This is a genomic window from Actinoplanes sp. CA-030573 (assembly GCF_050951115.1).
In the GTDB taxonomy this organism is placed as follows: Bacteria; Actinomycetota; Actinomycetes; order Mycobacteriales; family Micromonosporaceae; genus Actinoplanes.
On sequence record NZ_CP192038.1, the window covers coordinates 3,799,474 to 3,820,881 of the forward strand.

Here is a 21,408-nt window from a genome sequence, read left to right on the forward strand (position 1 = left end):
AGACGGCGTCCGCGCGCCTACGCCGGGCGCATGCCGGAAATTCGGCCGAAACGTGCGCTCGCGGTGAGGACCATCTAACGGTGTGTTGTTCCGGATGAAACAGCCGGGAAACCGGCGCTGCCTTGACTGGCTGCCACCAGCGACGAGAACGGCCAGGTGAGAGCCATGCCGGAGCGATACGTGTCGGTGCGGTGGCCGGATGGTCATGCGCAACGGATCTATTCACCCTCCACGGTGGTCGAGGACTACTTCGCCGCCGGGGAGCGGGTGCCGGTCGGCGAGTTCGTGGCCCGCAGCCGGGTGGCGCTCGGCGCGGCCAGTGACCGGGTGCGTGCCGCCTACGGGTTTCCGTGCGGGCGGGCGGCGGCGGCGCTGGCCGAGGTGACCGCGACGGCCGGGCGCTACGCCGCCGGCGTCGTGACGGTGGAGAGGATCGAGCCGTGAGCCATCACGCGGTCGCCGTCGTCGGGGGCGGGCAGGCCGGACTCTCGATGAGCTGGTACCTGCGGCAGCGCGGCGTCGACCACGTGGTGATCGAGCGGGAGCGGGTCGGCCATGAGTGGCGGGAGCGCCGGTGGGACTCCTTCTGCCTGGTCACGCCCAACTGGCAGTGCAAACTGCCGGGCTTCGCGTACGCCGGGGACGACCCGGACGGCTTCATGCCCGGTTCCGAGGTCGCCGGTTTCCTGGAGAAGTACGCGGCCTCCTTCGACCCGCCCCTGGTCGAGGGCGTCGCGGTGACCCGGCTGCGGCGTACGGCCGGCGGGGTCTTCGAACTGGTCACCACGGCCGGTGTCACCACCGCCGACCAGGTCGTCGTCGCCACCGGGCCGTACCACGTGCCGGCCGTGCCCCGGATCGCCGAGCGGTTGCCCGCCGACCTGGCCCAGCTGCACTCGTCGCAGTACCGCGGCCCGTCCCAGCTGCCCGAGGGCGCGGTGCTCGTGGTCGGCACCGGCCAGTCCGGCTGCCAGATCGCCGAGGATCTGCATCTGGCCGGCCGCCGGGTCCACCTCGCGGTCGGCTCCGCGCCCCGGGCCGCGCGCCGTTACCGGGGCCGGGACACCCTTGCCTGGCTCGACGAGATGGGCCACTACGACCGGGGCATCGACGACTTCGCCGACGCCGACGCGGTCCGGCTGCGCGCCAACCACTACATGACCGGGCGGGACGGTGGCCGGGACATCGACCTGCGGGCGTTCGCGCTGCAGGGCATGCGACTGTACGGGCGGCTGCAGGGGGTGGACGGCGCGACCGTCCGCTTCGCCGACGACCTCGCGGCCAATCTCGACGGCGCGGACGCGGTGGCCGAAGGCATCAAGGACGCGATCGACCGGTACATCGACCAGGCGGGGATCGTAGCGCCGGCCGAGGCCCGCTACCGGCCCGTCTGGGTGCCGGAGGGCACCGGCGGCGTGCTCGACCTGACCGCCGCCGGGGTCTCCGCGGTGGTCTGGGCGACCGGCTTCCATCGCGACCACCGCTGGATCGAGGTGCCGGTCTTCGACGGGCGCGGCTACCCGACTCACGAGCGCGGCGTCACCAGCTGCCCGGGGCTCTACTTCCTGGGCCTGCCGTGGCAGTGGACGTGGGGATCGGGCCGGTTCGCGGGCGTGGCCCGGGACGCCGCGTACCTGTGCGAGCGGATCGCGGCGACCCGCCGTAGCCGGTTCTCCGACGAGGTCGGCTGGCTGGCCGGAACCCCGACCGAGACGTATCCCGACGTGGAGTGGTGGGCGGCGTGAACGACGCGCATCGGCATCTGGGACTGCTTCCCGCGTACCCCTTCTATGGCGGGCCACCGGTCAACCCGGACGTGACCGCCCGCGCCACCATCGCCGAACTGCTGAAGGATCTCGACCGGGAGGGCACCGAGCGGGCGCTGATCCTGCCCAACTACGGCGTGCCCGACCCGGATGTGGCGTTCGGCTTCAACGACCTGGTGGTCGAGGCCGCCCAGCAGGACGACCGGATCCGGTGCGGGCTCTGGGTCTCGGCGCAGGAACGCGACCGGGCCCGCACCGTGAAGGCGCTCGGGCTCGCGGGGGAGCGCGGGGTGCGGGCGCTGAAGCTGAGCTTCCTGCTCGGCGGCGGCGTGGACGACCCGGGCCTGGAGACGATCTTCGGGGCGGCCCGGGAGCACGACCTGACGGTCCACGTGCACACCTCGCCGGGGGCCGCCTCCGACATCGACCAGGTCGGCCGGCTCGTCGAGCGGTTCGGCGACGACGTGCGCATCCACCTGGTGCATTTCGGCGGCGGGATGAGCGGCCACATCAAGCTGATCGGCTCGCGGTTCTTCGACTGGGTCGCGGCCGGCAAGCGGGTCTACACCGACCTGTCCTGGGCCATCGGGTTCGCGCCCCGATGGCTGGTCACCGAGATCGACCGGCGCGGCCTCGGCCACGACCGGGTGCTGTTCGCCAGCGACGAGCCCTGGGGCGACCACGCCGGGGAGAGTGCCCGGCTGCGCGCGGCCGTCGCCGGCCGGGAACTGTCCGACGCCGTTTTCCACACGAATTTCGAGACGCTGTACGGAGGAGAGAAATGACCGACCTGACCGACCTCGAGCAGCAGAGCCTCACCGAGATCCCGCACCCGTCACTGCCCGAGGGATCGTCGCTCTACGGCGGAACCAAGGTCTTCCCCGACTACAAGGCCGAGGACGGCGAGACCTACTTCACGCTCGTGCACGGCATCGCGCACGAGTCGTCGGTGAGCTTCGTCGCGATCCTCCAGGCCACCCGGGCCCTGCGGAAGGGTTTCGAGTCGGCGATCTACTTCTACGGTCCCGGCTCGCTGAACTGCCTGGCCACCCGCGGCTTCCCGACCACCGGCGCGTCGGCGTTCCCGGGCGAGCACAACATCAACAACTCGCTCAAGACCTTCATCGCCGAGGGCGGCAAGGTGTACTGCTGCCGGTTCGGCCTGTCACTGCACGGCGCCCGCGAGGAAGACCTCATCGACGGGGTCATCCCGACCCACCCGCTCGACGTACAGGACGCGCTGATCCACTACGCCCGCAAGGGCGCGATCATCAACTCGACCTACATGTTCTGATGAGCATCGACGTTCGTGCCGACCTGGCCGTGCGCGGCGTGCGGGCGTCCACGCCCGTCCGCCGCCCGGCCGGGGCCGGTCCCAGCGATGACGGCCACGTCGTCCTCGACGGGCAGAACGCCACTTTCCCGATAAATCCGGAAAGCCCGTATTCGGTACGCGGCGGGCGCGTCTGGCTCGGCGAGAACGACACCGGCTTGTCCCTCGACGTCGTCCGACGCCCGAAATTTTATGACTTGTCGACGAGGGACGGCGTGCCGTACGAGCGAATCGCGCGGCTGCACGGCAAGGATGTGCTCGCCACGACCGTGGTGCAAACCTGCATCCGGTACGCCGAGGAGCAGCGTTGCCGCTTCTGCACGATCGAGGAGTCGCTCCGCGGTGACGCCACGATCGCCGCCAAGACCCCCGCGCAGCTCGCGGAGGTGGCCGAGGCCGCGGTCCGGCTCGACGGCGTCCGCCAGATGGTGATGACCACCGGCACCACGACGGGCCCGGACCGCGGCGCCCGGAACCTGGTGCGCTGTGTGCGTGCGGTCCTGGCGGCCGTGCCCGGCCTGCCCGTCCAGGTGCAGATCGAGCCGCCCGGCGACCTGTCGGTGATCGACGAGCTGCACGTGGCGGGCGCCGCCTCGATCGGCATCCATGTGGAGTCCCTCGACGACGCCGTCCGTCGCCGGTGGATGCCGGGCAAGAGCTCGGTGCCGATGGCCGAGTACCAGGCCGCGTGGGACCGCGCGGTCGCCGTGTTCGGCCGCAACCAGGTCTCCACGTACCTGCTGATCGGCCTCGGCGAGGACCCGGACGAGCTGGTCGCGGGGGCGGCCGCGCTGATCGCGCGCGGCGTCTACCCGTTCGTGGTGCCGTTCCGGCCGATGGCCGGCACGCTCGCCCGCCGCGACGGGGTGCCGGCGCCCGCGCCGTCGCTGGTGCGCGACGTGAGCACGAGGGTGGCCGACCTGCTGCGCGCGGCGGGCATGCTCGGCGTCGATCAGAAGGCCGGCTGTGCCGCGTGCGGGGCGTGCGGTGTCCTCCAGGCGGCCGGCGGATGACGGATCTCGTTCCGGCCCTGGTCGGGCCCCATTTCCTGGTCGAGCCGGCGGACGATCCGGCGGACTACCGGGCGCTGCGCCGGCGGGTGTTCGTCGACGAGCAGGGCATGTTCGAGCGCGACGACCGGGACATGCATGACGACGATCCGCGGACCGTCGTGCTGGTCGCCCGCTCGACGCGCGGGAAGTTGCTCGGCGGGGTCCGGATCGGCCCGGCATCGAGCGGCCCGGACATCGGATGGTGGCGGGGTGGCCGGCTGGCCGTCGACCCGGCCGCGCGGGGTTCGCTCGGCATCGGGCCGGCGTTGGTGCGGGCGGCCTGCGCCTACGCCGAGAGCGCGGGCGCGTTGCGGTTCGACGCGACCGTGCAGGCACGCAACGAGCCGCTGTTCCGGCGGCTCGGGTGGCGACCGGTGCGGCACACGACCGTCGCCGGCCGGCCGCACACGCTGATGCGGTGGCCGATCGGCCGGCTGGCCGCGCTCGCCGCTGCCACCAAGGGCCCGCTCGGCGGCCTGCTCGCCGGGCTCGCGCCGGGCGGGGCCGGCTTCGTCGGCGACGACGGCGCTCCGGTGCCCGGGTCGGACCTCATCGCCGCGTGCGACGCGATCGTGCCGTCCATGGTGGAGCGCGACCCGGAGTGGGCCGGCTGGTGCGCGGTGCTGGTCAACGTGAACGACCTGGCCGCGATGGGCGCGGAACCCGTCGGCCTGCTCAACGCCGTCGGCGCCCGGGACGTCGCGCACGCGGCCCGCATTCTGGGCGGACTGCGCCGCGCCGCCGAGGCGTGGGGAATCCCGGTGCTGGGCGGTCACACCCAGCTCGGCGTGCCCGCGGCGCTCTCGGCGACCGCCCTCGGGCGTACGGCCGTGCCGGTCTCGGGCGGTGGCGGCCGGCCCGGCATGCGGGTGCGGCTCACGGCCGACCTCGGCGGCCGCTGGCGACCCGGACACCACGGCCGCCAGTGGGACTCCACCAGCGACCGCACGCCCGGGGAGCTGCGGCGCATGCAGTCGTTCGTACGCCGGGCCCGGCCCGCCGCGGCCAAGGACGTGTCGATGGCCGGCATCGCCGGGACGCTCGGCATGCTGGCCGAGGCGAGCGGCTGCGGCGCGCTGCTCGACGTGGCCCGGGTGCCGCGTCCGGCCGGCGCGACGGTGGGCGACTGGCTCGCCTGCTTTCCCGGCTTCGCCATGCTCACCGCCGGCCCGCTGGCCGGCGCCGACGCCGGGCCCGCGCTCACCGCCGACTGCGGCGAGCTGGTCGCCGGCCACGGCGTGCACCTTCGCTGGCCGGACGGGGAGATCACCGCCGCCGTGGACGCCGGCGTCACCGGATTGGGGACAGCAGCATGAGCATCGTACGGATGGCGGCCGTGGCCGCACCCTTCGACCGGGACCTGGAAGGGGACTTCGCGCGCGTCGCGGACCTGATCGAGCGGGCGCGCGCCGACGGCGTACGGCTGCTTGCTCTGCCTGAGGCTTGTCTCGGTGGTTATCTCGCCCACCTGGACGGAGGCGCGGACGAACCGCCGGCGCTGCGCCTGGACGGCCCGGAGATCGCCCGGCTCGCCGCGATGGCCGGCGACATGGTGGTGTGCGCCGGGTACTGCGAGGCCGACGGCGACCGCCGCTACAACAGCGTCGTCTGCGTGCACGACGGCCTGGTGCTCGCCAACCACCGCAAGGTGCACCAGCCGCTGCGGGAGAGCACCAGCTACGACTCCGGCGACTCGTTCACGGCGTTCGACACCCCGGTCGGCCGGCTCGGCCTGATGATCTGCTACGACAAGGCCTTTCCCGAGTCGGCCAGGACGCTCGCGCTGGACGGCGCCGAGATCATCGTGGTGGTCTCGGCCTGGCCGGGCAGCCGCACGAACGCGCCGGCCGACCTTGCCGACGACCGCTGGACCCGCCGTTTCGACCTGTTCGACCGGGCCCGCGCGTGTGAGAACCAGGTGGTCTGGCTGTCGGCGAACCAGTCCGGCACGTTCGGCTCGCTGCGCTTCGTCTGCAGCGCCAAGGTCGTCGACCCCGGCGGCGACGTGCTGGCCACCACCGGCACCGCGCCCGGCATGGCGGTGGCCGAGGTGGACGTGGCCGCCGCCCTGGCCGCGGCCCGCCGCTCGATGGCCCACCTGCGCGACCGGCGGCCGGACGCGTACCGCTCGCTCGAACGTCTTTTGACGTGACACCGTGACTGTCACCCGGATCGCAGCCGCGGCCGCCCACTTCGGCCGCGACCTCGACTACGACCTCGGTCGCATCGGCAAGCTCATCGGCGACGCCCGGACCGCCGGGGCCGGCCTGCTCGTGCTGCCCGACGCGGCGATCGGCGGCTACCTGGCCGACCTTCGCCACCCCGACCCCGCCGCGCTGCCGCCCGCCCTCAAGCCCGACGACCCGATCTTCGAGCAGATCGCGGGGATGGCCGGCGCCATGGTGGTCTGCGTCGGCTACTGCGAGGCGGACGGCGACCGGCGGTACAACGCGGCCGTGTCGCTGAGCGGCGACGGGGTGCTCGGCCGGCATCGCAAGGTTCACCTGCCGGCGGCGGAGAGCACGGTGTACGCCCCGGGCGACGGGTTCGCGGCCTTCGACACCCCGGTCGGCCGGGTCGGCATGCTGATCGACTACGACAAGACGTTCCCCGAGTCGGCCCGGACCCTGGCCGTCGACGGCGCCCAGATCGTGGCGTGTCTGTCGGCGTGGCCGGCGAGCATCACCAACCGCGCCCCGAAACTCGCCCAGGACCGTCAGTCCCGGCTGTTCGACCTGTACGACTGCGCCCGGGCCGCGGAGAACCAGATCGTCGTGGTCAGCTCCAACCAGACCGGCGCCGCCGGCGGCCTGCGCTTCCTCGGCCAGGCCAAGGTGGTCGGCCCGGCCGGCAACGTCCTGGCCCGCACCTGGGCCAAGGCCGGCCTCGCGGTGGCCGAGCTCGACGTGGCCGCCGAGATCGCCATGGCTCGGCGGGTGCTCAACCACCTCGACGAGCTGCGCCCCGCCGCCTACCGGACGGCTCGATGAGAATCGCTCTGCTCACCTACTCGACCCGCCCGCGCGGCGGCGTGGTGCACACGCTGGCCCTGGCCGAGGCGCTCGCCGAGCTGGGCGAACAGGTCACCGTCTGGACCCTGGGCCGCGGCGGCGACGGGGGCTTCTTCCGAGCGGTCGATCCACGCGTACGGCTGCGCATCGTGCCGTTCCCCGAGGTGGCCGGGGAGGCGGTCGGGCCGCGGATCCTCCGCTCGATCGCGGTGCTGCGGGCCGCCTTCACCCCCGGCGGGTACGACATCGTGCACGCCCAGGACTGCATCAGCGCCAACGCGGTGGACCGCTGCATCCGGACCGTGCACCACCTCGACCAGTTCACCACCCCCGAGCTGGTGGCCTGCCACGAACGCGCGATCGTCCGGCCGTACGCGCACATCTGCGTCTCGGCCGCGGTGGCCGCCGAGGTGGAGGCGGGCTGGGCCCGCCGCCCGGTGGTGATCCCGAACGGCGTCGAAGCGGCCCGCTTCGCCACGGCGATCCCGGACCGCCGGCACGGGACGTATCTGGTCACGGTCGGCGGCATCGAGCCTCGCAAGGGCTCGATCGACCTGCTCGAGGCGTACGCGCTCGCCCGTGACCGGATCCCCGGACTGCGCCTGGTCATCGCCGGCGGCGAGACGCTCTTCGACTACCGCTCCTACCGGGTGGCGTGGGAGGAGCGGGCGCGGGCGCTCGGCGTCACCCCCGAGGTGCTGGGCACGATCCCGCACGACGACCTGCCCGGCCTGGTGGCCGGCGCGGCGGCCTTCGCGTTCCCGTCCACCAAGGAGGGCTTCGGCCTGGCGGCGATGGAGGCCCTGGCCGCGGGGGTTCCGGTGGTGGTCCGCGACCTCCCCGTGCTGCGCGACGTCTTCGGCGACACGGTCGGTTACGGCACCGGACCCGCGTCCATGGCCGACGCCCTGCTGGACGCGATCAAGGACCCCGATCCGGCCCGGCGGAGCCGGGGCCGGGCCCTGGCCTTCGCCCACACCTGGTCGGCCGCCGCCCGGCGGCACGTGTCGCTGTACCGCGCGGTTGCGGCTTGACCGTGCCCGGCCATCGTCGGCGGCACTCCGGACAGCGCGCCGATCTGGGCGGACGGGGCCCGGCCGCCGAGAAGCAGGAAGCCGCCCAGCGTCAGACCGTAGGCGACCACCACCCACTGCAGGGATCCTTGCGTTCAGTCATCGAGATTTCCCATGGTGAGGTTGAGGGTCGTTCCGGTCAGGCCGGCGGCGCGATCCGACGCGAGGAACACGGCGGCGTCGGCGACCTCGGTGAGCGTCGACAAGCGCCCGGTGTGCGTCCGCGACGCGAGGGCCGACACGTACGCGTCCCATGGCATTCCGGTTTCCTTGGCGCGAAGCTCGTAGATCTGCCGGATCGTGGGCGAGCCGGGGATCGCATGAGGCCGGATGTTGGCCACCCGGATGCCCGTGGCCGCGAGCTCCACCGAGAGCAGCCTCATCAGGGCGTCCTTCGCCGCCTGGGCCGCCCCGTACGCACCGAGGCCGGCACCGCCGGAGCGCGCGGGAAGTGCGGTGACGGTCAGGATCGCGCCGGACTGCTGTGCGGTCATCTTCCGGGCCGCGTGCCGTGCCGTGAGGAAGTAGGAACTGGTGTAGGCCGCGAGCACGGCGGCAAACACGTCCGCGCGCTGGTCGACCAGCGGCGCCATCGACTCGGTGGGGAAGCCGACGGCGTTGACGGAGACGTCGATGCGTCCGGCCCGGTCGACGACGAACTCCAAGTGCTGCTCGATCTCCGATTCGTCGAGCGCGTCGACGGTGGCGGCCTCGGCGAGCCCGCCGGCTGAGGTGATCGTCTTCGCGACGGCGTCCACCGGGCCCGGTGTGCGTCCGGTGACGAAGACGCGCGCGCCCTCGTCGGCGAACGCCTGAGCGACCGCGCTGCCGATCTCGCCGCCGGCCCCGTACACGACCGCGACCTTGTCCTTGAGCAACATTGCTGACTTACCCCCTGTTCGGTGGATCCGCGATTGCGGGTTCACCCGGGTAGACAGGAACAGCGGACGGGATTGGGCGGCCCCGCACCGCCCAGTCCGGGGGTCTTCCGGTGTCTTCCCGGGTATCGGCGCATCCGGCGGACGAGGGGATCGGTCATGAAGAGGGAGACGGGCGGGCTGGTCGTACGGGCCAAGGCCGGCGACGGCGATGCCTTCCGGGAGCTGACCGAGCCGTATCGCCGCGAGCTCTTCGTGCACTGCTACCGGATGCTCGGCTCGTACCAGGACGCCGAAGACGCCGTACAGGAAGCGCTCTTCGCCGCGTGGTCGGGAATCGGCGGATTCGAGGAACGCTCCTCCATCCGCACCTGGCTCTATCGAGTGGCCACGAACCGGTGCCTCAACGCCTTGCGCGCCGCCAGCAGACGCCCGGCCCAGGAGTGGAACGTGCCGAAGGTCGAACCGCCGGAACCCACCCGGATGGGCGAGGTCGTCTGGCTCGAACCGTTCCCGGACAGCGTCCTCGGCGAGGCGGCGGGACCGCTGCGGCCCGAGGCACACTACGAACTGGTCGAGTCGATGTCGCTCGCCTTCATCACGGCGCTGCAGATCCTGCCACCGCGGCAGATCGCGGTGCTCATCCTCCGTGACGTCCTCGGTTTCCCCGCCACCGAGGTCGCGGGAATGCTCGACACCACGGTCGAGTCGGTGACCAGCGCCCTCAAGCGCGCCCGCGCCGGCATCGCCCGGTCCCGGCGGGAAACGCCGGATCGGCAGCCGCCGCCGGCCGCGGCATCGCCGGCCGAGGAGGCCATCGTGGCCAGGTTCGTCGGCGCCTACCAAGCGGCGGACATCGACGCGATCGTCGATCTGCTGACCGATGACGTGTTCATGTCGATGCCGCCGATCCCCTTCGAGTACGAGGGCCGTGGCGTGGTCGAGCGATTCCTCGAGCGCCTCTTCGGGTCGGGCCGCAGGTTCGATCTCGTTCCGGCGCGTGCGAACGGGCAGCCCGCCTTCGGCTCCTACCTGCGGTCGCCGAACGGAACTCGCCACGGCGTCGGGTTCATCGTCCTCACCCTGTCGGGAGAGAAGATCTGCGGGTTGACGCGGTTCGAGAACCGAGCCCTCGCGTGGTTCGGACTGCCCCGCTCACTCCCGCGGGCGGCGGACGAGCGCTCCTGATCGCCCCGTTGCCGTTCGCCGACCGCCGGTGAATTGACGCGCCGACGCGGGTCACATGAGTGACCAACCTCGTCGGAGCAAAGGAACCAGATGACGACCCCGCGAGCTCCACTTCCCGGAATCCGACCTGCAGTGGGTGGTGACGGCCTACGGTCTCACCTTCGGCGGGCTGCTGCTGCTCGGCGGCCGCGCGGCCGACCTGCTCGGACGCCGAAGGCTCTTCCTCGCCGGCCTCGGCCTGTTCACCGCGGCGTCGCTCGCCTGCGGACTCTCGGACGACGACACTTTCATGATCATCGCGCGCGGTGTCCAAGGCACGGGGGCGGCCGTCGTGCTGCCCGCGGCGTTGTCGATCGTCATGAGCATGTTCGACGAGGGACCCGACCGCAACAAGGCGCTCGGCGTCTGGGGTGCGCTCGGCGCGTTCGGCGCCACCTTCGGTCTGATCACCGGCGGGCTGCTCACTCGCTACCTGGGATGGGAGTACATCTTCTTCCTCAACGTCCCGATCGGGATCGCCGCGCTCGCCGTCGCGCCGCGGCTGGTACCGGAGAGCCGCATCGGCGCCGCGCGCCGCCGGTACGACCCGCTCGGCGCCGCGACCGTGACCGGCGGGTTGCTCCTGCTCGTGTACGCGATCTCGGTGGCACCGCGGGATGGCTGGGGCTCGGCGAAGATCGTCAGCCTGCTCGTCGCGGCCGGCGTCCTGCTGGCGGGTTTCGTGGCGGTGGAGGCTCGTGTCGCGGCCCCGCTGCTGCCGTTGCGGATGGTGCGCAACCGCGCTGTCACCACGGCCAACGCGGTGGGGCTGCTGCTGGGGGGCAGCTTCTTCGCGTACATCTTCATCGGAACGCTCTACATGCAGCAGGTCCTCGGCTACTCCGCGATCGAGACCGGTTTCGCCTGGCTGGCGACATCGCTGACCTCCGTCGTCCTGGCCGGACCGGCCCAGGTCCTGGTCACCCGCGTCGGTGCCGGGCCGATCATGGCGGGCGGCATGACGCTGATCACCGGCGGCATAGTGCTGGCCACCCGGGTGCCCGTCGCCGGCACGTTCTGGGCCGATCTCGCCGCCGGTTTCCTCGTCGTCGGCGCGGGTACGGCGTTCGCGTTCATCCCGATCTCGGTAGCCGGGCTCAGCGGGGTGGCGGAGCGTGATGCCGGGACGGCCTCCGGACTGTTGAACACCACTCAGCAGGTCGGCGGGGCGGTCGGTGTCGCGGTCGCCTCGACCGTCGCCACCAGCCAAACCGGGAACCTGCTCGCTACCGGGCAGTCCACCATGGTGGCGCTCACCGGCGGCTTCCAATGGGCGTTCTGGGCGTGCGCGGCCATCGGGGCGGCCGCCGTGCCGATCGCCGTCGCGCTGAGCATCAGGACGGCTGGTAGCCGCCGCGCCGCACCCGCACCGACCGGCGACGGGCCGGCGAACGCCGCGGTGCCCGGCTGATCTTCTCCGGTCTACGCGGCGGCGCGGTGCGGGATGGCGAACGACGTCGGCTGGCCCGTCGCCTCCAGCACCGACATCCACAGGTCGCCGCCGGGGTCGACCTGGTTCCTGGAGGCCACGGCCAGCGGTATCGGCACGTGCACGAACCGGTTCCGCCAGCTGCCGACCACCATCTCGGTGCGGCCGGCCATCGCCGCGTGCACGGCCGCTTGGGCGAGACGCAGGCAATACACGCTGTCGTACGGGTTGGCGGGAACGCTGCGGATCACGTAGCTCGGGTCGATGTACTTGAGGTTGATCTCCTGTCCGGCCATCGCGAAGTCGGACAGGACACGGCCGCGCAGGTAGATGCCGAAGTCGCCGAGGAGCCGGTTGCCCGAGGCGTCCGCGCCGTCCGCCGCGAGGTACTCCTGGCCCGCGCCCTCGGCGACCACCACGAGCGCGTGCCCGCGTTCCCGCACGCGCTGCCGCAGGTGCGGCAGGAACCCGTCCAGATCGACCGGCACCTCGGGGATCAGCACGTAGTCGGCGTCGTTGTTGGCCAGCGCCGCGTAGCAGGCGATGAAACCCGAGTGCCGGCCCATCAGCTGCACCAGGCCGACGCCGCCGGGCTGGGCCGTGGCCTCGGTGTGCGCGGCCCGGATCGACTCGGTCGCCTTGCCGAACGCGGTCTGGAACCCGAAGCTGTGCCCGATCCACGGGATGTCGTTGTCGATCGTCTTCGGCACGCCCACCACCGCGATCCGCCGGTCGCGGGCCGTGATCTCCTGGGCGATCCGCTGGGCTCCGCGCATCGAGCCATCGCCGCCGATCACGAACAGGATGTTCACGCCGAGGTGGTCGAGGCAGTCGACGATCTCGGCCGGATCCTGGTTGCCGCGTGAGGTGCCGAGGATGGTCCCGCCGTGCTCGTTGATGTGCTGCACCCCGGCCGGCGTCAGGTCGAGAACGTCGTGCCCGTGCCGGGCGACCAGCCCGCGGTAGCCGTTGCGGAACCCGACGATGCGCGACACGCCGTAGTGTGAGGTCAGCTCCAGGACCAGCCCGCGGATCACGTCGTTGAGTCCCGGGCACAGCCCGCCGCAGGTCACGATGCCCACCCGGATCTTCGCCGGGTCGAAGAAGATCCGGCGCCGCGGACCGCTGGGCTCGAACGACGGCGGCTTGCCGATCCGCTCGCCCACCATGGCCAGGGTGTCGTCGAACAGCACCCGATCCGCCTCGTCGACGTAATGCTCGGTGGTGCCACGCCGGTCGAGCAACCCTTGCAACGGTGAGTCGATCCGGCACTCGCCCAGGGTCCGCACCAGCAGATCCGCCGCCTCCACCATGCTCCGCAGACTAGGCCGCCAACGTTTCCGGTTGATGCCGCGGCGGGTCAGGCGGCCGTCACGAAATGCCGGTCCCGCGGGTCGTAGCGGCGTACCTGGTTCTTGCCGGCCATCTTCGCGGCGTACATGGCCTGGTCGGCCTGGCGCAGAAGCAGCTCGGAGTCGTCCGGGGCGGTCGTCGTGTCGGCGATGCCCACGCTGGCGCCGACGAAGGCATCGGCGCCGGTGATCCGGACGGGCTTGCTGATCTCGCCGACCAGGACCTCGGCCAGCGAGTCCACCTCGTCGGCGGAGCGGCCGGTGACGATCAGGGCGAACTCGTCGCCGCCGAGCCGGGCCGCTACCGAGCCGGGACCGGCCACCGCGGTCAGGCGGGCCGCGACCTCGCGCAGCAGCTTGTCGCCGGCCGCATGGCCCCGGCCGTCGTTGACCTTCTTGAAGTCGTCGAGGTCGATGAAGAGCACCGCGACCGGTCCGGCGACCCGGTCGAGCGCCGCGGTGAAGGCGGTCCGGTTGGCCAGCCCGGTGAGGGCGTCGGTCCGCGCCTGCTGGGTGATGCTCTGGTGGTCCTGCCACTTGAGGACCGCGAAGGCGACCTGGTTAAGCACGGACGTCATGGCCAGCACGGCCTCGTCCGGGACCCGCTTGGGCGTTCCCAGGAGCAGGTAACCGTCCGCGTTCCGGTCGGGGCTGGGGATGACGATCCAGGCGCAGGCCGTGCCGGCCAGCTCATCGAGGAAATGCGGATCCCGTACGGCGATGGCCCGGCCGTCGGCGTCCCGGCCCACCACGTGATCCGGCATGGATGCCGGCCGCTGCGCGAACGGTCCGGCCGGGTGGGTCACCGTGACGCCGTTCTCGTCCGGGAAGACCGCGATCGATCGCAGGCCGGGGGTCGCCGCGCAGATCTCGGCGGTCGCCGCACCGGCGAGGCCCATGATCTCCTCGCGGTCGTGCGCGTTCAGCAGGGCGGTGCCGGCGGTGGCCAGCGCGGCGTCCCGGCGGGCGGACTCCTCGCGCACGAAGAGGCTGGCGCCGAGCATGCGGCCGACGATGGCGACCAGGAACATCACCGGCATCGGGCCGATGATGGAGCCCGGCGACGGCGCCGCGAAACCGTTGGGCACCAGCGGCCACAGCAGCAACATGGCGCACAGGCCGGCCGCGTAGATCGCGCAGGTCACCGCGGTCCGCGACACCGAGCCGTAGAGGGAGCGGTACCACAGCCCGGAGAAGGCGACGCTGAACACCACCGCCGGCGACGGGCAGGCCAGCGCGAACGCGGCGATCGCGAGCGCGTCGGCCGCGTCGAGCCACACCGAGTTGCGCCCCAGCCGGTAACCCGCGATCCACGACACGACGAGCCCGGCCGTCGCCGCCGCGGTCAACGTGGCGGTCACCGGATTGGCCACCGCCAGCGGCGCGGGCAGAATGAGCAGCAGCGCGAGGATCGCGGCGACGAGGTACAGCCAGCGCATGCTCGCCACGATTCCGGACGGGCGTCGCACCGCTGCCGGAAGCCATCGGCTCAGCACTGTCATCATCTCCGGCCTTCCTCACCGCAACCGACCTTCGGCGTGAACGATCGGCAGCGATTTCGCGGGGCTGAGCCCTCGGGACCGGCTGAATCGGCGGGCCCACCGGGGCCGGTCATCGCGAATTAACCTTGCGGAACCACCTCCGGAACAGCCGGGCTCCACCCTCGGGTCCATTACCTGTCAGGCGACAGATAAGACCCGCCGGAGGTGGAGTCATGAGCGCAACCGAGTCCCCGGCCGTCCGCGGCGCGGGCGTCGAGCCCGGTCCCATCGGCTACAAACAGGAACTGCACCGGGGCGTCGGGACGTTCGCGTCCTTCGCCGCCGGATTCTCCTTCGTCTCGATCCTGACCACGGTGTTCCAGCTGTTCGGGCTGGGCTTCCTGCTCGGTGGTGCGTCGTTCTTCTGGTCCTGGCCGGTGGTCTTCGCCGGCCAGCTGTGCGTCGCGCTGTGCTTCTCGGAACTGGCCGGACGGTGGCCCGTGTCCGGGGCGATCTTCCAGTGGTCGAGCCGCCTGGCGGGAGTGAGCTGGGGCTTCTTCACCGGCTGGATCATGGTGATCGGTCAGATCCTGACCGTCGCCGTCGCGGCGATCGCCATGCAGGCCGTTCTGCCCGCGATCTGGTCGGGCTTCCAGATGGTCGGCGGCTCGTCCGCCGACTCGTCGATCCTCTCCGCGACCGGCGCTCAGAACGCGATCATCCTCGGCGTCCTCCTGCTGGCCGTCACGACGCTGGTGAACGTGCTGGGCATCCGGCAGATGGCGGCGGCGACCAGCGTCGGCGTCGCGGTCGAGATCGTCGGCGTGGTCGTGCTCATCGCCGTGCTGTTCGCGCTGTCCGAGCGGGGCCCGGCGGTGGTTCTGCACCACACCGGCTGGACCGGCAGCGGCCCCTACTTCTTCGCCTGGCTGGCGTCGGCACTGATGGCCGCGTACGTCATGGTCGGCTTCGACTCGGCCGGTGAGCTGGCCGAGGAGACCCACGCGCCCCGCAAGACCACACCGAAGACGATCATCCGCGCGCTGACCACCTCCGGCCTGGGCGGCGGCCTGCTGATTCTGGCCGCGCTGATGGCCGCCCCGAGCCTGACCGACGGCAACCTCTCCTCGCTCGGCCTGTCCTGGGTGCTGACCGAGCGGCTCGGCGGCGTCCTCGGCCGGCTCCTGCTGTGCTGCGTCGCCGTCGCGGTCTTCGCCTGCACCCTGGCCTGCCAGACCTCCGGCGCGCGAATGATGTACTCGATGTCGCGTGAGGGCGCGTTCCCGTTCGCGAAGGCGCTGGCCCGGGTCTCGCCGCGCACCGGGACCCCGATCCTCACCTCGATCGTGGTCGGCGCCGGGGCCGTGATCGCGCTGTTGGTGAACATCAACTCCACGACCATCTTCACCGCCCTCTCCAGCATCTGCATCGCGATGCTCTACATCGGCTATCTCGGGGTCACCCTGCCGCTGCTGGTGGTGCGCCTCCGGCACCGCCGGACCGACCGGTTCCCGGCCGGGGTCGACGAGGACGGCCGGCCGCTGTTCTCGATGGGACGGTTCGGGCTCGCGGTCAACGTCGTCGCGGTGATCTACCAAGTGATCATGGTGGTCAATCTGATGTGGCCGCGGACCGAGATCTACGACCTCTCGCCGGACGGCAACTGGGCACTGCAGTACAGCGCCCTGCTGCTGGTCGCGGCCGTCGTGGCGGTCGGCGCCGCCTACTTCGGCTACAAGCGGCTGCACCGGCGGATCGAACTCGTCCACGTGCCGCACACGCACACTCCGGCCGAGGCCGCGGCATGAGCGTACGCGCGGAGCACCGCACCGACAGCGTCCGTAACGCCCGCGACGACGCCCGCGCCCAGACCGGACTGACCAGCGAGTGGATGCCGTATCTCCCGGCGTCGACCAGTCCGTTCGTACCGAAGGGCGTCGACCCGGCGGGGCTCACCTGGGCCGAGACCGTGGCGCCGGGCGGATACACGCACAAGGTGCTGGCCCGGGGCTCCCGGCTGCGCCTGGACGACCCGACCGGCCAGGCGTGCGCCCATCTGCTCGTCTACAACGCGCTCGAGCCGGTCGAGCGGCTGAACGTCGCCGACACGCTGAAGATCGGTTGGCAGGCCTACCTCGGGGCGGGCACGCCGCTGCTCTCGGGCGACGGGCGCGTGCTGGCCGGCCTGGTCGAGGACTCCTCGGGACACCACGACGCGTTCTGCGGCACCACCACCGAGACCTGGAACCGGAACAAGTACGGCGACGGCCGCCCGGAGGGACCGTCCCCGGCCGGGCGCAGCCTCTTCCTCAAGGCGGCCGCCAAGCACGGCCTGACCCGGCGCGACCTGCCTCCCAGCATCAGCTTCTTCCAGGGCGTCCGGGTCACCGCGGACGGCACGCTGGACTGGCTCGGCTCGGCCGGTCCCGGCACGCACGTGACCCTGGTGGCCGAGCTGCCGCTGCTGGTGCTGCTGGCCAACGTCGCCCACCCGCTCGACCCGCGACCGGAGTACACGGTCGGGCCGCTGCGGGTGCACGCCTGGCGGGGCGCGCCCACCCTGCGGTCGGACGCCGGTCCGGAGTTGCACCGCGCCCACCTGAACACCGTCGACTACGCGGAGGCCCGGGGGCTATGACCGACGAAATCGTGACCGACGAAATCGTGGAACCGAGGGCGTCCTGGTCGGCCGTCATCGCCGCCGGGCAGGTCCTCACGATCGTCGACGTGGGCGGCAACCAGTCGGCCGACTGCCTGATCTACAACGCGCACGAACCGGACGAGCGGTACAGCGTGCCCGACACGCTGGCCTGGCAGGGTAACGCGTACGTCCGTACCGGCACCGTCCTGCGCAGCAACGAGGGCCGCCCGCTGATGACGGTCGTCGCCAACGACCTCGACCGGCAGGACACCATCGGCGGCGCCTGCGGCAAGGAATCCAACACCCTGCGCTACGGCCACCACGTGATGTTCCACCACGGCTGCCGGGAGAACTTCCTCAGCGAAGGGGCGAAACACGGCCTCGGCGCCCGCGACCTCGTGTCCAACCTGAACTGGTTCATGAACGTCCCGGTCGAGCCGGACGGCGCGCTCGGGATCGTGGACGGCATGTCCGGGCCGGGCAAGCGGGTGGCGCTCCGGGCCGAGATGGACGTGCTCGTCGTCGTCTCCAACTGCCCGCAGATGAACAACCCGTGCAACGACTTCAACCCGACGCCGCTGCGGATGGTGGTGGAATCTTGACCGCCGTGCTGATCGCGAACCGGGGCGAGATCGCCCGCCGGATCATCCGGACCGCGCGCACCCTCGGCCTGCGGACGGTCGCGGTGTTCTCGGACGCCGACCGGGCCGCTCCGCACGTGCGCGAGGCCGACACGGCGGTCCGGCTCGGCCCGGCGCCGGCGCGCGACTCGTACCTGCGCCGGGATCTGATCCTCGCCGCGGCGCGCGACAGTGGCGCTCAGATCATCCACCCCGGCTACGGGTTCCTCTCCGAGAGCGCCGAGTTCGCGCGCGAGGTGGAGGCGGCGGGGCTGCGGTTCGCCGGTCCGACACCCGAGCAGATCGTCGCGTTCGGGGCCAAGCACACCGCCCGGGCGCTGGCCGAGCGGGCCGGCGTACCCCTGCTCGCCGGCACCGGACTGCTCGGCTCGGCCGACGAGGCGGTCGCCGCGGCCGAGGCGATCGGCCTGCCGGTGATGCTGAAGGCGACCGGCGGTGGGGGTGGCATCGGCATGCAGGCCTGCGCCTCGGCGGACGAGGTGCGCGCTGCCTTCGAACGGGTCGAGGCCCTCGCCCGCGCCAACTTCGACTCGGCCGGGGTCTTCCTCGAACGGCTGGTCCGGCCCGCCCGCCACGTCGAGGTGCAGGTCTTCGGCGACGGCGCGGGACGGATCGCGGTGCTCGGCGACCGGGACTGCTCGCTGCAACGGCGTAACCAGAAGGTGCTCGAGGAGGCGCCCGCGCCGAACCTGCCCGGGCCGGTCCGGAAACGGCTGCACGACAGCGCCCGCGCGCTTCTGGCCACCGTGGACTATCGCGGTGCGGGCACGGTCGAGTTCGTCTACGACCCGGTTCGCGAGGAGGCCGCCTTCCTCGAGGTCAACACCCGGCTGCAGGTCGAGCACCCGGTCACCGAGGAGGTCTTCGGGGTCGACCTGGTGGCGCTGCAGCTGCACCTGGCCGGCACCGGCTCGGTCGACCCCGCGGTGTTCGAGCGGGACTGGCGGCCGGCCGGCTTCGCGGTCGAGGCACGGGTCTACGCCGAGGACCCGGCCAAGGATTCCCTTCCCTCCTCCGGCCTGGTCACCCGGGCCGCCTTTCCGGCGGCCATGACCGGCGTACGGGTCGACGGGTACGCCGAGACCGGCATGGAGATCTCGCCCTACTACGACCCGATGCTCGCCAAGGTCATCGCCACCGGCGCGACCCGGGACGACGCCCTCGACCGGCTCGGCGCGGCCCTGGACGAGACCCGCATCGACGGCATCGTCACCAATCTCGGCCTGCTGCGCTCGCTCACCGACGACGCCGACCTGCGCGCCGCCGTCCACTCCACCACGACGCTGCGGTCCACCACCGACCCCCGGCCCCGGATCGACGTGCTCGCCCCGGGACCGATGACCACGGTCCAGGAGCTGCCCGGCCGGCTCGGATACTGGCACGTGGGGGTACCACCGAGCGGGCCGTTCGACGCCGTCTCGTTCGCCGAGGCGAACCTCGCGGTGGGCAACCCGGCGGGCCGGCCGGCGCTGGAGGTCACCGCGGGCGGCCTGTCGGCCCGGTTCTCGACCGCGTCGGTGGTCGCGGTGACGGGCGCCGCGGTGTCGCTCACCCTCGACGGCGAGCCGGTGGAGCTCTGGACACCGATCGCGGTGCCGGCCGGGGGAGTGCTCACCCTCGGCGCCGCGGCCGGGCCCGGGCTGCGCTCGTACGTCGCCGTGCGCGGCGGCCTCGACGTACCGTCCTATCTGGGCAGTGCGGCCACCTTCACGCTCGGCGGGTTCGGGGGCCACGGCGGCCGGGCCCTGCTCGCCGGGGACGTCCTGCGTCCGGGCACGCCCGGCGATTCGGCGGCACCGCCGCGACCCACTCCCGCCGACCGGCGGCCCCACCTGACCGGCCGCTGGCAGATCGGCGTCACCGAAGGGCCGCACGCCGCGCCGGAGTTCTTCACCCGGACCGACATCGACACCCTCTACGCCACCGACTACCAGGTGCACCACAACTCGGCGCGAACCGGCGTCCGGCTGATCGGCCCGAAGCCGGTCTGGGCGCGGCCCGACGGAGGCGAGGCCGGGCTGCACCCCTCCAACATCCACGACACCCCGTACGCCGTCGGGGCCCTGGACTTCACCGGCGACACCCCGATCATTCTCGGACCGGACGGGCCGTCCCTGGGCGGCTTCGTCTGCCCGGCGGTGGTCGCCAGCGGCGAGTTGTGGAAACTCGGCCAGCTCCGGCCCGGCGACACCATCCGCTTCGTGCCGGTGCGGGAGGCCGACGCGGCCGGCTTGGACGACCGGCGCGGCGCCCCCACGGTCGCCTCCCGGGGCGGCGACGGCGACGACGGCATCCTGGGCCGCCTCGAGGCGGGCGCGGACCGCCCGGCGGTCACCTACCGGCGCGACGGCGACGACAACGTACTGGTCGAGTACGGGCCGATGGAGCTCGATCTGGCGCTGCGCATGCGGGTGCACGCCTTGCAGGAGACGCTCGCCCGGCACCGGCCGGCGGGCATCCTCGACGTCACGCCGGGCATCCGGTCCCTGCAGGTCCACACCGACGCGAGCGTGCTGAAGGCCCGCGACGTCGCCGCCCTGCTGCGCGAACTCGAGGCGGAAGTGCCGCCGACCCGGGAGCTGGTCGTGCCCTCCCGCACCGTCCGCCTGCCGCTGAGCTGGGACGACCCGGCCACCCGGCTGGCCATCGAGCGGTACATGGCCGGGGTCCGCGACGACGCGCCGTGGTGCCCGTGGAACATCGAGTTCATCCGCCGGATCAACGGCCTGGACACTGCCGACGACGTCTACCGCACGGTGTTCGACGCCAGCTATCTCGTGCTCGGCCTCGGCGATGTCTACCTGGGCGCGCCGGTCGCCACCCCGCTGGACCCGCGGCACCGGCTGGTCACCACCAAGTACAACCCGGCCCGTACGTGGACGGCGGAGAACTCGGTCGGCCTCGGCGGCGCGTACCTGTGCATCTACGGCATGGAAGGCCCCGGTGGCTACCAGTTCGTCGGCCGTACGGTGCAGATCTGGAATCGGTTCCGTTACCGCGACCAACCGTGGGCGCTGCGTTTCTTCGACCGGATCGAGTGGTACCCGGTCACCGCCGACGAGCTGCTCGACCTGCGGGCCGACAGCGACGCGGGCCGGCTCGCCCTCGACACCACCGACGGTTCGTTCTCGCTCGCCGACTACGACGCGTTCCTGGCCGCCAACGCGGAATCGATCGCTTCGTTCCGCGCCCGGCAGTCGGCGGCGTTCGAAGCCGAGCGGGAGCGCTGGCGTGCGGCCGGCGAGTTCGACCGGCGGGAGGCCGAGCCGCCCCCGCCGGCCGAGTCGGTGGCGGTGCCGGCCGGGGCCACGGCCGTGACCGCGCCGTTCACGGCGACGGTCTGGCAGTTGTCCGCCGCGCCCGGTGACCGGCTGGGCGCCGACGATCCCGTGCTGTCCCTGGAGGCGATGAAGATGGAGGCGAAGGTGACCACACCGGTGCCGGGCACCCTGCTCGAGCTGTACGTCAAGGCCGGCGAGCAGGTCGCACCCGGTCAGATCCTCGCGGCGGTCCAGCCGTGACCG

Annotated in this window: 18 protein-coding genes; 15 read left to right on the forward strand and 3 right to left on the reverse strand. The window is 72.3% G+C overall.

The features are described from left to right. Nucleotides 1-165: 165 nt before the first annotated feature. From ACQP2F_RS17645 to ACQP2F_RS17685, 9 genes are read left to right on the forward strand one after another with little or no spacing between them, the layout of a single operon-like run. Nucleotides 166-444 carry an MSMEG_0570 family nitrogen starvation response protein gene (locus ACQP2F_RS17645; RefSeq protein ID WP_433305282.1) on the forward strand — a complete coding sequence of 93 codons (279 nt, stop codon included), beginning with the start codon at nt 166-168 and terminating at the stop codon, nt 442-444. Next, nucleotides 441-1,745, forward strand: a complete 1,305-nt coding sequence (locus tag ACQP2F_RS17650) for an MSMEG_0569 family flavin-dependent oxidoreductase (RefSeq protein WP_433305284.1) — start codon at nt 441-443, stop codon at nt 1,743-1,745. Before ACQP2F_RS17645 ends, ACQP2F_RS17650 begins: the two co-directional genes overlap by 4 nt. Next, nucleotides 1,742-2,551, forward strand: a complete 810-nt coding sequence (locus tag ACQP2F_RS17655) for an amidohydrolase family protein (protein ID WP_433305286.1) — start codon at nt 1,742-1,744, stop codon at nt 2,549-2,551. Before ACQP2F_RS17650 ends, ACQP2F_RS17655 begins: the two co-directional genes overlap by 4 nt. After that, complete coding sequence (locus ACQP2F_RS17660; protein ID WP_433305288.1) at nt 2,548-3,060, forward strand: MSMEG_0572/Sll0783 family nitrogen starvation response protein; 513 nt, start codon at nt 2,548-2,550, stop codon at nt 3,058-3,060. Before ACQP2F_RS17655 ends, ACQP2F_RS17660 begins: the two co-directional genes overlap by 4 nt. After that, nucleotides 3,060-4,112, forward strand: a complete 1,053-nt coding sequence (locus tag ACQP2F_RS17665; protein WP_433305290.1) for an MSMEG_0568 family radical SAM protein — start codon at nt 3,060-3,062, stop codon at nt 4,110-4,112. Before ACQP2F_RS17660 ends, ACQP2F_RS17665 begins: the two co-directional genes overlap by 1 nt. Beyond that, entirely contained in the window at nt 4,109-5,467 is a 1,359-nt protein-coding gene (locus ACQP2F_RS17670; RefSeq protein WP_433305292.1) for an MSMEG_0567/sll0787 family protein, read from the forward strand. The genes ACQP2F_RS17665 and ACQP2F_RS17670 overlap by 4 nt, the downstream gene beginning before the upstream one ends. Then, nucleotides 5,464-6,303, forward strand: a complete 840-nt coding sequence (locus tag ACQP2F_RS17675; protein WP_433305294.1) for a carbon-nitrogen hydrolase family protein — start codon at nt 5,464-5,466, stop codon at nt 6,301-6,303. The genes ACQP2F_RS17670 and ACQP2F_RS17675 overlap by 4 nt, the downstream gene beginning before the upstream one ends. Before the next feature lie 4 nt (nt 6,304-6,307). Beyond that, complete coding sequence (locus ACQP2F_RS17680) at nt 6,308-7,141, forward strand: carbon-nitrogen hydrolase family protein (RefSeq protein ID WP_433305296.1); 834 nt, start codon at nt 6,308-6,310, stop codon at nt 7,139-7,141. After that, nucleotides 7,138-8,196: an MSMEG_0565 family glycosyltransferase gene (locus ACQP2F_RS17685; protein WP_433305298.1), complete on the forward strand. Its 1,059-nt coding sequence runs from the start codon at nt 7,138-7,140 to the stop codon at nt 8,194-8,196. Before ACQP2F_RS17680 ends, ACQP2F_RS17685 begins: the two co-directional genes overlap by 4 nt. Nucleotides 8,197-8,330: 134 nt before the next feature. Here the strand turns inward: ACQP2F_RS17685 and ACQP2F_RS17690 are convergent, their stop codons facing one another. Continuing rightward, nucleotides 8,331-9,116 (reverse strand): SDR family NAD(P)-dependent oxidoreductase, encoded by a 786-nt coding sequence (locus ACQP2F_RS17690; protein ID WP_433305300.1) that lies wholly within the window; start codon nt 9,114-9,116, stop codon nt 8,331-8,333. Nucleotides 9,117-9,272: 156 nt separating this feature from the next. Here ACQP2F_RS17690 and ACQP2F_RS17695 point away from each other — a divergent pair, with 156 nt between their 5' ends. Both ACQP2F_RS17695 and ACQP2F_RS17700 read left to right on the forward strand, forming a co-directional pair. After that, a complete protein-coding gene (locus tag ACQP2F_RS17695; protein WP_433305302.1) occupies nt 9,273-10,301 on the forward strand; it encodes an RNA polymerase subunit sigma-70 in 1,029 nt (342 codons plus the stop codon). 139 nt (nt 10,302-10,440) lie between these two features. Then, entirely contained in the window at nt 10,441-11,751 is a 1,311-nt protein-coding gene (locus ACQP2F_RS17700) for an MFS transporter (protein WP_433305304.1), read from the forward strand. A gap of 11 nt (nt 11,752-11,762) precedes the next feature. On the opposite strand, the gene ACQP2F_RS17705 is transcribed toward ACQP2F_RS17700, so the two are convergent. Together ACQP2F_RS17705 and ACQP2F_RS17710 are read right to left on the reverse strand one after the other, a co-directional pair. Beyond that, nucleotides 11,763-13,082, reverse strand: coding sequence for an ATP-dependent 6-phosphofructokinase (locus ACQP2F_RS17705; RefSeq protein WP_433305305.1), 1,320 nt, complete (start codon nt 13,080-13,082; stop codon nt 11,763-11,765). 47 nt (nt 13,083-13,129) lie between these two features. After that, a complete protein-coding gene (locus ACQP2F_RS17710) occupies nt 13,130-14,560 on the reverse strand; it encodes a diguanylate cyclase domain-containing protein (protein ID WP_433305307.1) in 1,431 nt (476 codons plus the stop codon). A gap of 275 nt (nt 14,561-14,835) precedes the next feature. On the opposite strand from ACQP2F_RS17710, the gene ACQP2F_RS17715 reads away from it, so the two are divergent. From ACQP2F_RS17715 to uca, 4 genes are read left to right on the forward strand one after another with little or no spacing between them, the layout of a single operon-like run. Next, on the forward strand, nt 14,836-16,410 hold the full coding sequence (locus ACQP2F_RS17715; RefSeq protein ID WP_433305309.1) for an APC family permease: 1,575 nt from the start codon (nt 14,836-14,838) through the stop codon (nt 16,408-16,410). Further along, the gene (locus ACQP2F_RS17720) at nt 16,407-17,240 is read left to right on the forward strand and encodes an urea amidolyase associated protein UAAP1 (protein ID WP_433305311.1); all 834 of its coding nucleotides are present in this window, start codon (nt 16,407-16,409) and stop codon (nt 17,238-17,240) included. The genes ACQP2F_RS17715 and ACQP2F_RS17720 overlap by 4 nt, the downstream gene beginning before the upstream one ends. Further along, nucleotides 17,237-17,845 (forward strand): urea amidolyase associated protein UAAP2, encoded by a 609-nt coding sequence (locus ACQP2F_RS17725; protein WP_433305313.1) that lies wholly within the window; start codon nt 17,237-17,239, stop codon nt 17,843-17,845. Before ACQP2F_RS17720 ends, ACQP2F_RS17725 begins: the two co-directional genes overlap by 4 nt. 5 nt (nt 17,846-17,850) lie before the next feature. Then, nucleotides 17,851-21,405: an urea carboxylase gene (gene uca, locus ACQP2F_RS17730; RefSeq protein WP_433307548.1), complete on the forward strand. Its 3,555-nt coding sequence runs from the start codon at nt 17,851-17,853 to the stop codon at nt 21,403-21,405. The last annotated feature ends 3 nt before the right edge of the window (nt 21,406-21,408 follow it).

Excerpts from the sequence above, each read along its gene's own strand:
- ACQP2F_RS17645 (WP_433305282.1), top strand. The coding sequence starts at position 166 with ATGCCGGAGCGATACGTGTCGGTGCGGTGGCCGGATGGTCATGCGCAA.
- ACQP2F_RS17660 (WP_433305288.1), top strand. The coding sequence starts at position 2,548 with ATGACCGACCTGACCGACCTCGAGCAGCAGAGCCTCACCGAGATCCCG.
- ACQP2F_RS17665 (WP_433305290.1), top strand. The coding sequence starts at position 3,060 with ATGAGCATCGACGTTCGTGCCGACCTGGCCGTGCGCGGCGTGCGGGCG.
- ACQP2F_RS17670 (WP_433305292.1), top strand. The coding sequence starts at position 4,109 with ATGACGGATCTCGTTCCGGCCCTGGTCGGGCCCCATTTCCTGGTCGAG.
- ACQP2F_RS17675 (WP_433305294.1), top strand. The coding sequence starts at position 5,464 with ATGAGCATCGTACGGATGGCGGCCGTGGCCGCACCCTTCGACCGGGAC.
- ACQP2F_RS17685 (WP_433305298.1), top strand. The coding sequence starts at position 7,138 with ATGAGAATCGCTCTGCTCACCTACTCGACCCGCCCGCGCGGCGGCGTG.
- ACQP2F_RS17690 (WP_433305300.1), bottom strand. The coding sequence starts at position 9,116 with ATGTTGCTCAAGGACAAGGTCGCGGTCGTGTACGGGGCCGGCGGCGAG.
- ACQP2F_RS17695 (WP_433305302.1), top strand. The coding sequence starts at position 9,273 with ATGAAGAGGGAGACGGGCGGGCTGGTCGTACGGGCCAAGGCCGGCGAC.
- ACQP2F_RS17705 (WP_433305305.1), bottom strand. The coding sequence starts at position 13,082 with ATGGTGGAGGCGGCGGATCTGCTGGTGCGGACCCTGGGCGAGTGCCGG.
- ACQP2F_RS17710 (WP_433305307.1), bottom strand. The coding sequence starts at position 14,560 with ATGCGCTGGCTGTACCTCGTCGCCGCGATCCTCGCGCTGCTGCTCATT.
- ACQP2F_RS17715 (WP_433305309.1), top strand. The coding sequence starts at position 14,836 with ATGAGCGCAACCGAGTCCCCGGCCGTCCGCGGCGCGGGCGTCGAGCCC.
- ACQP2F_RS17720 (WP_433305311.1), top strand. The coding sequence starts at position 16,407 with ATGAGCGTACGCGCGGAGCACCGCACCGACAGCGTCCGTAACGCCCGC.
- ACQP2F_RS17725 (WP_433305313.1), top strand. The coding sequence starts at position 17,237 with ATGACCGACGAAATCGTGACCGACGAAATCGTGGAACCGAGGGCGTCC.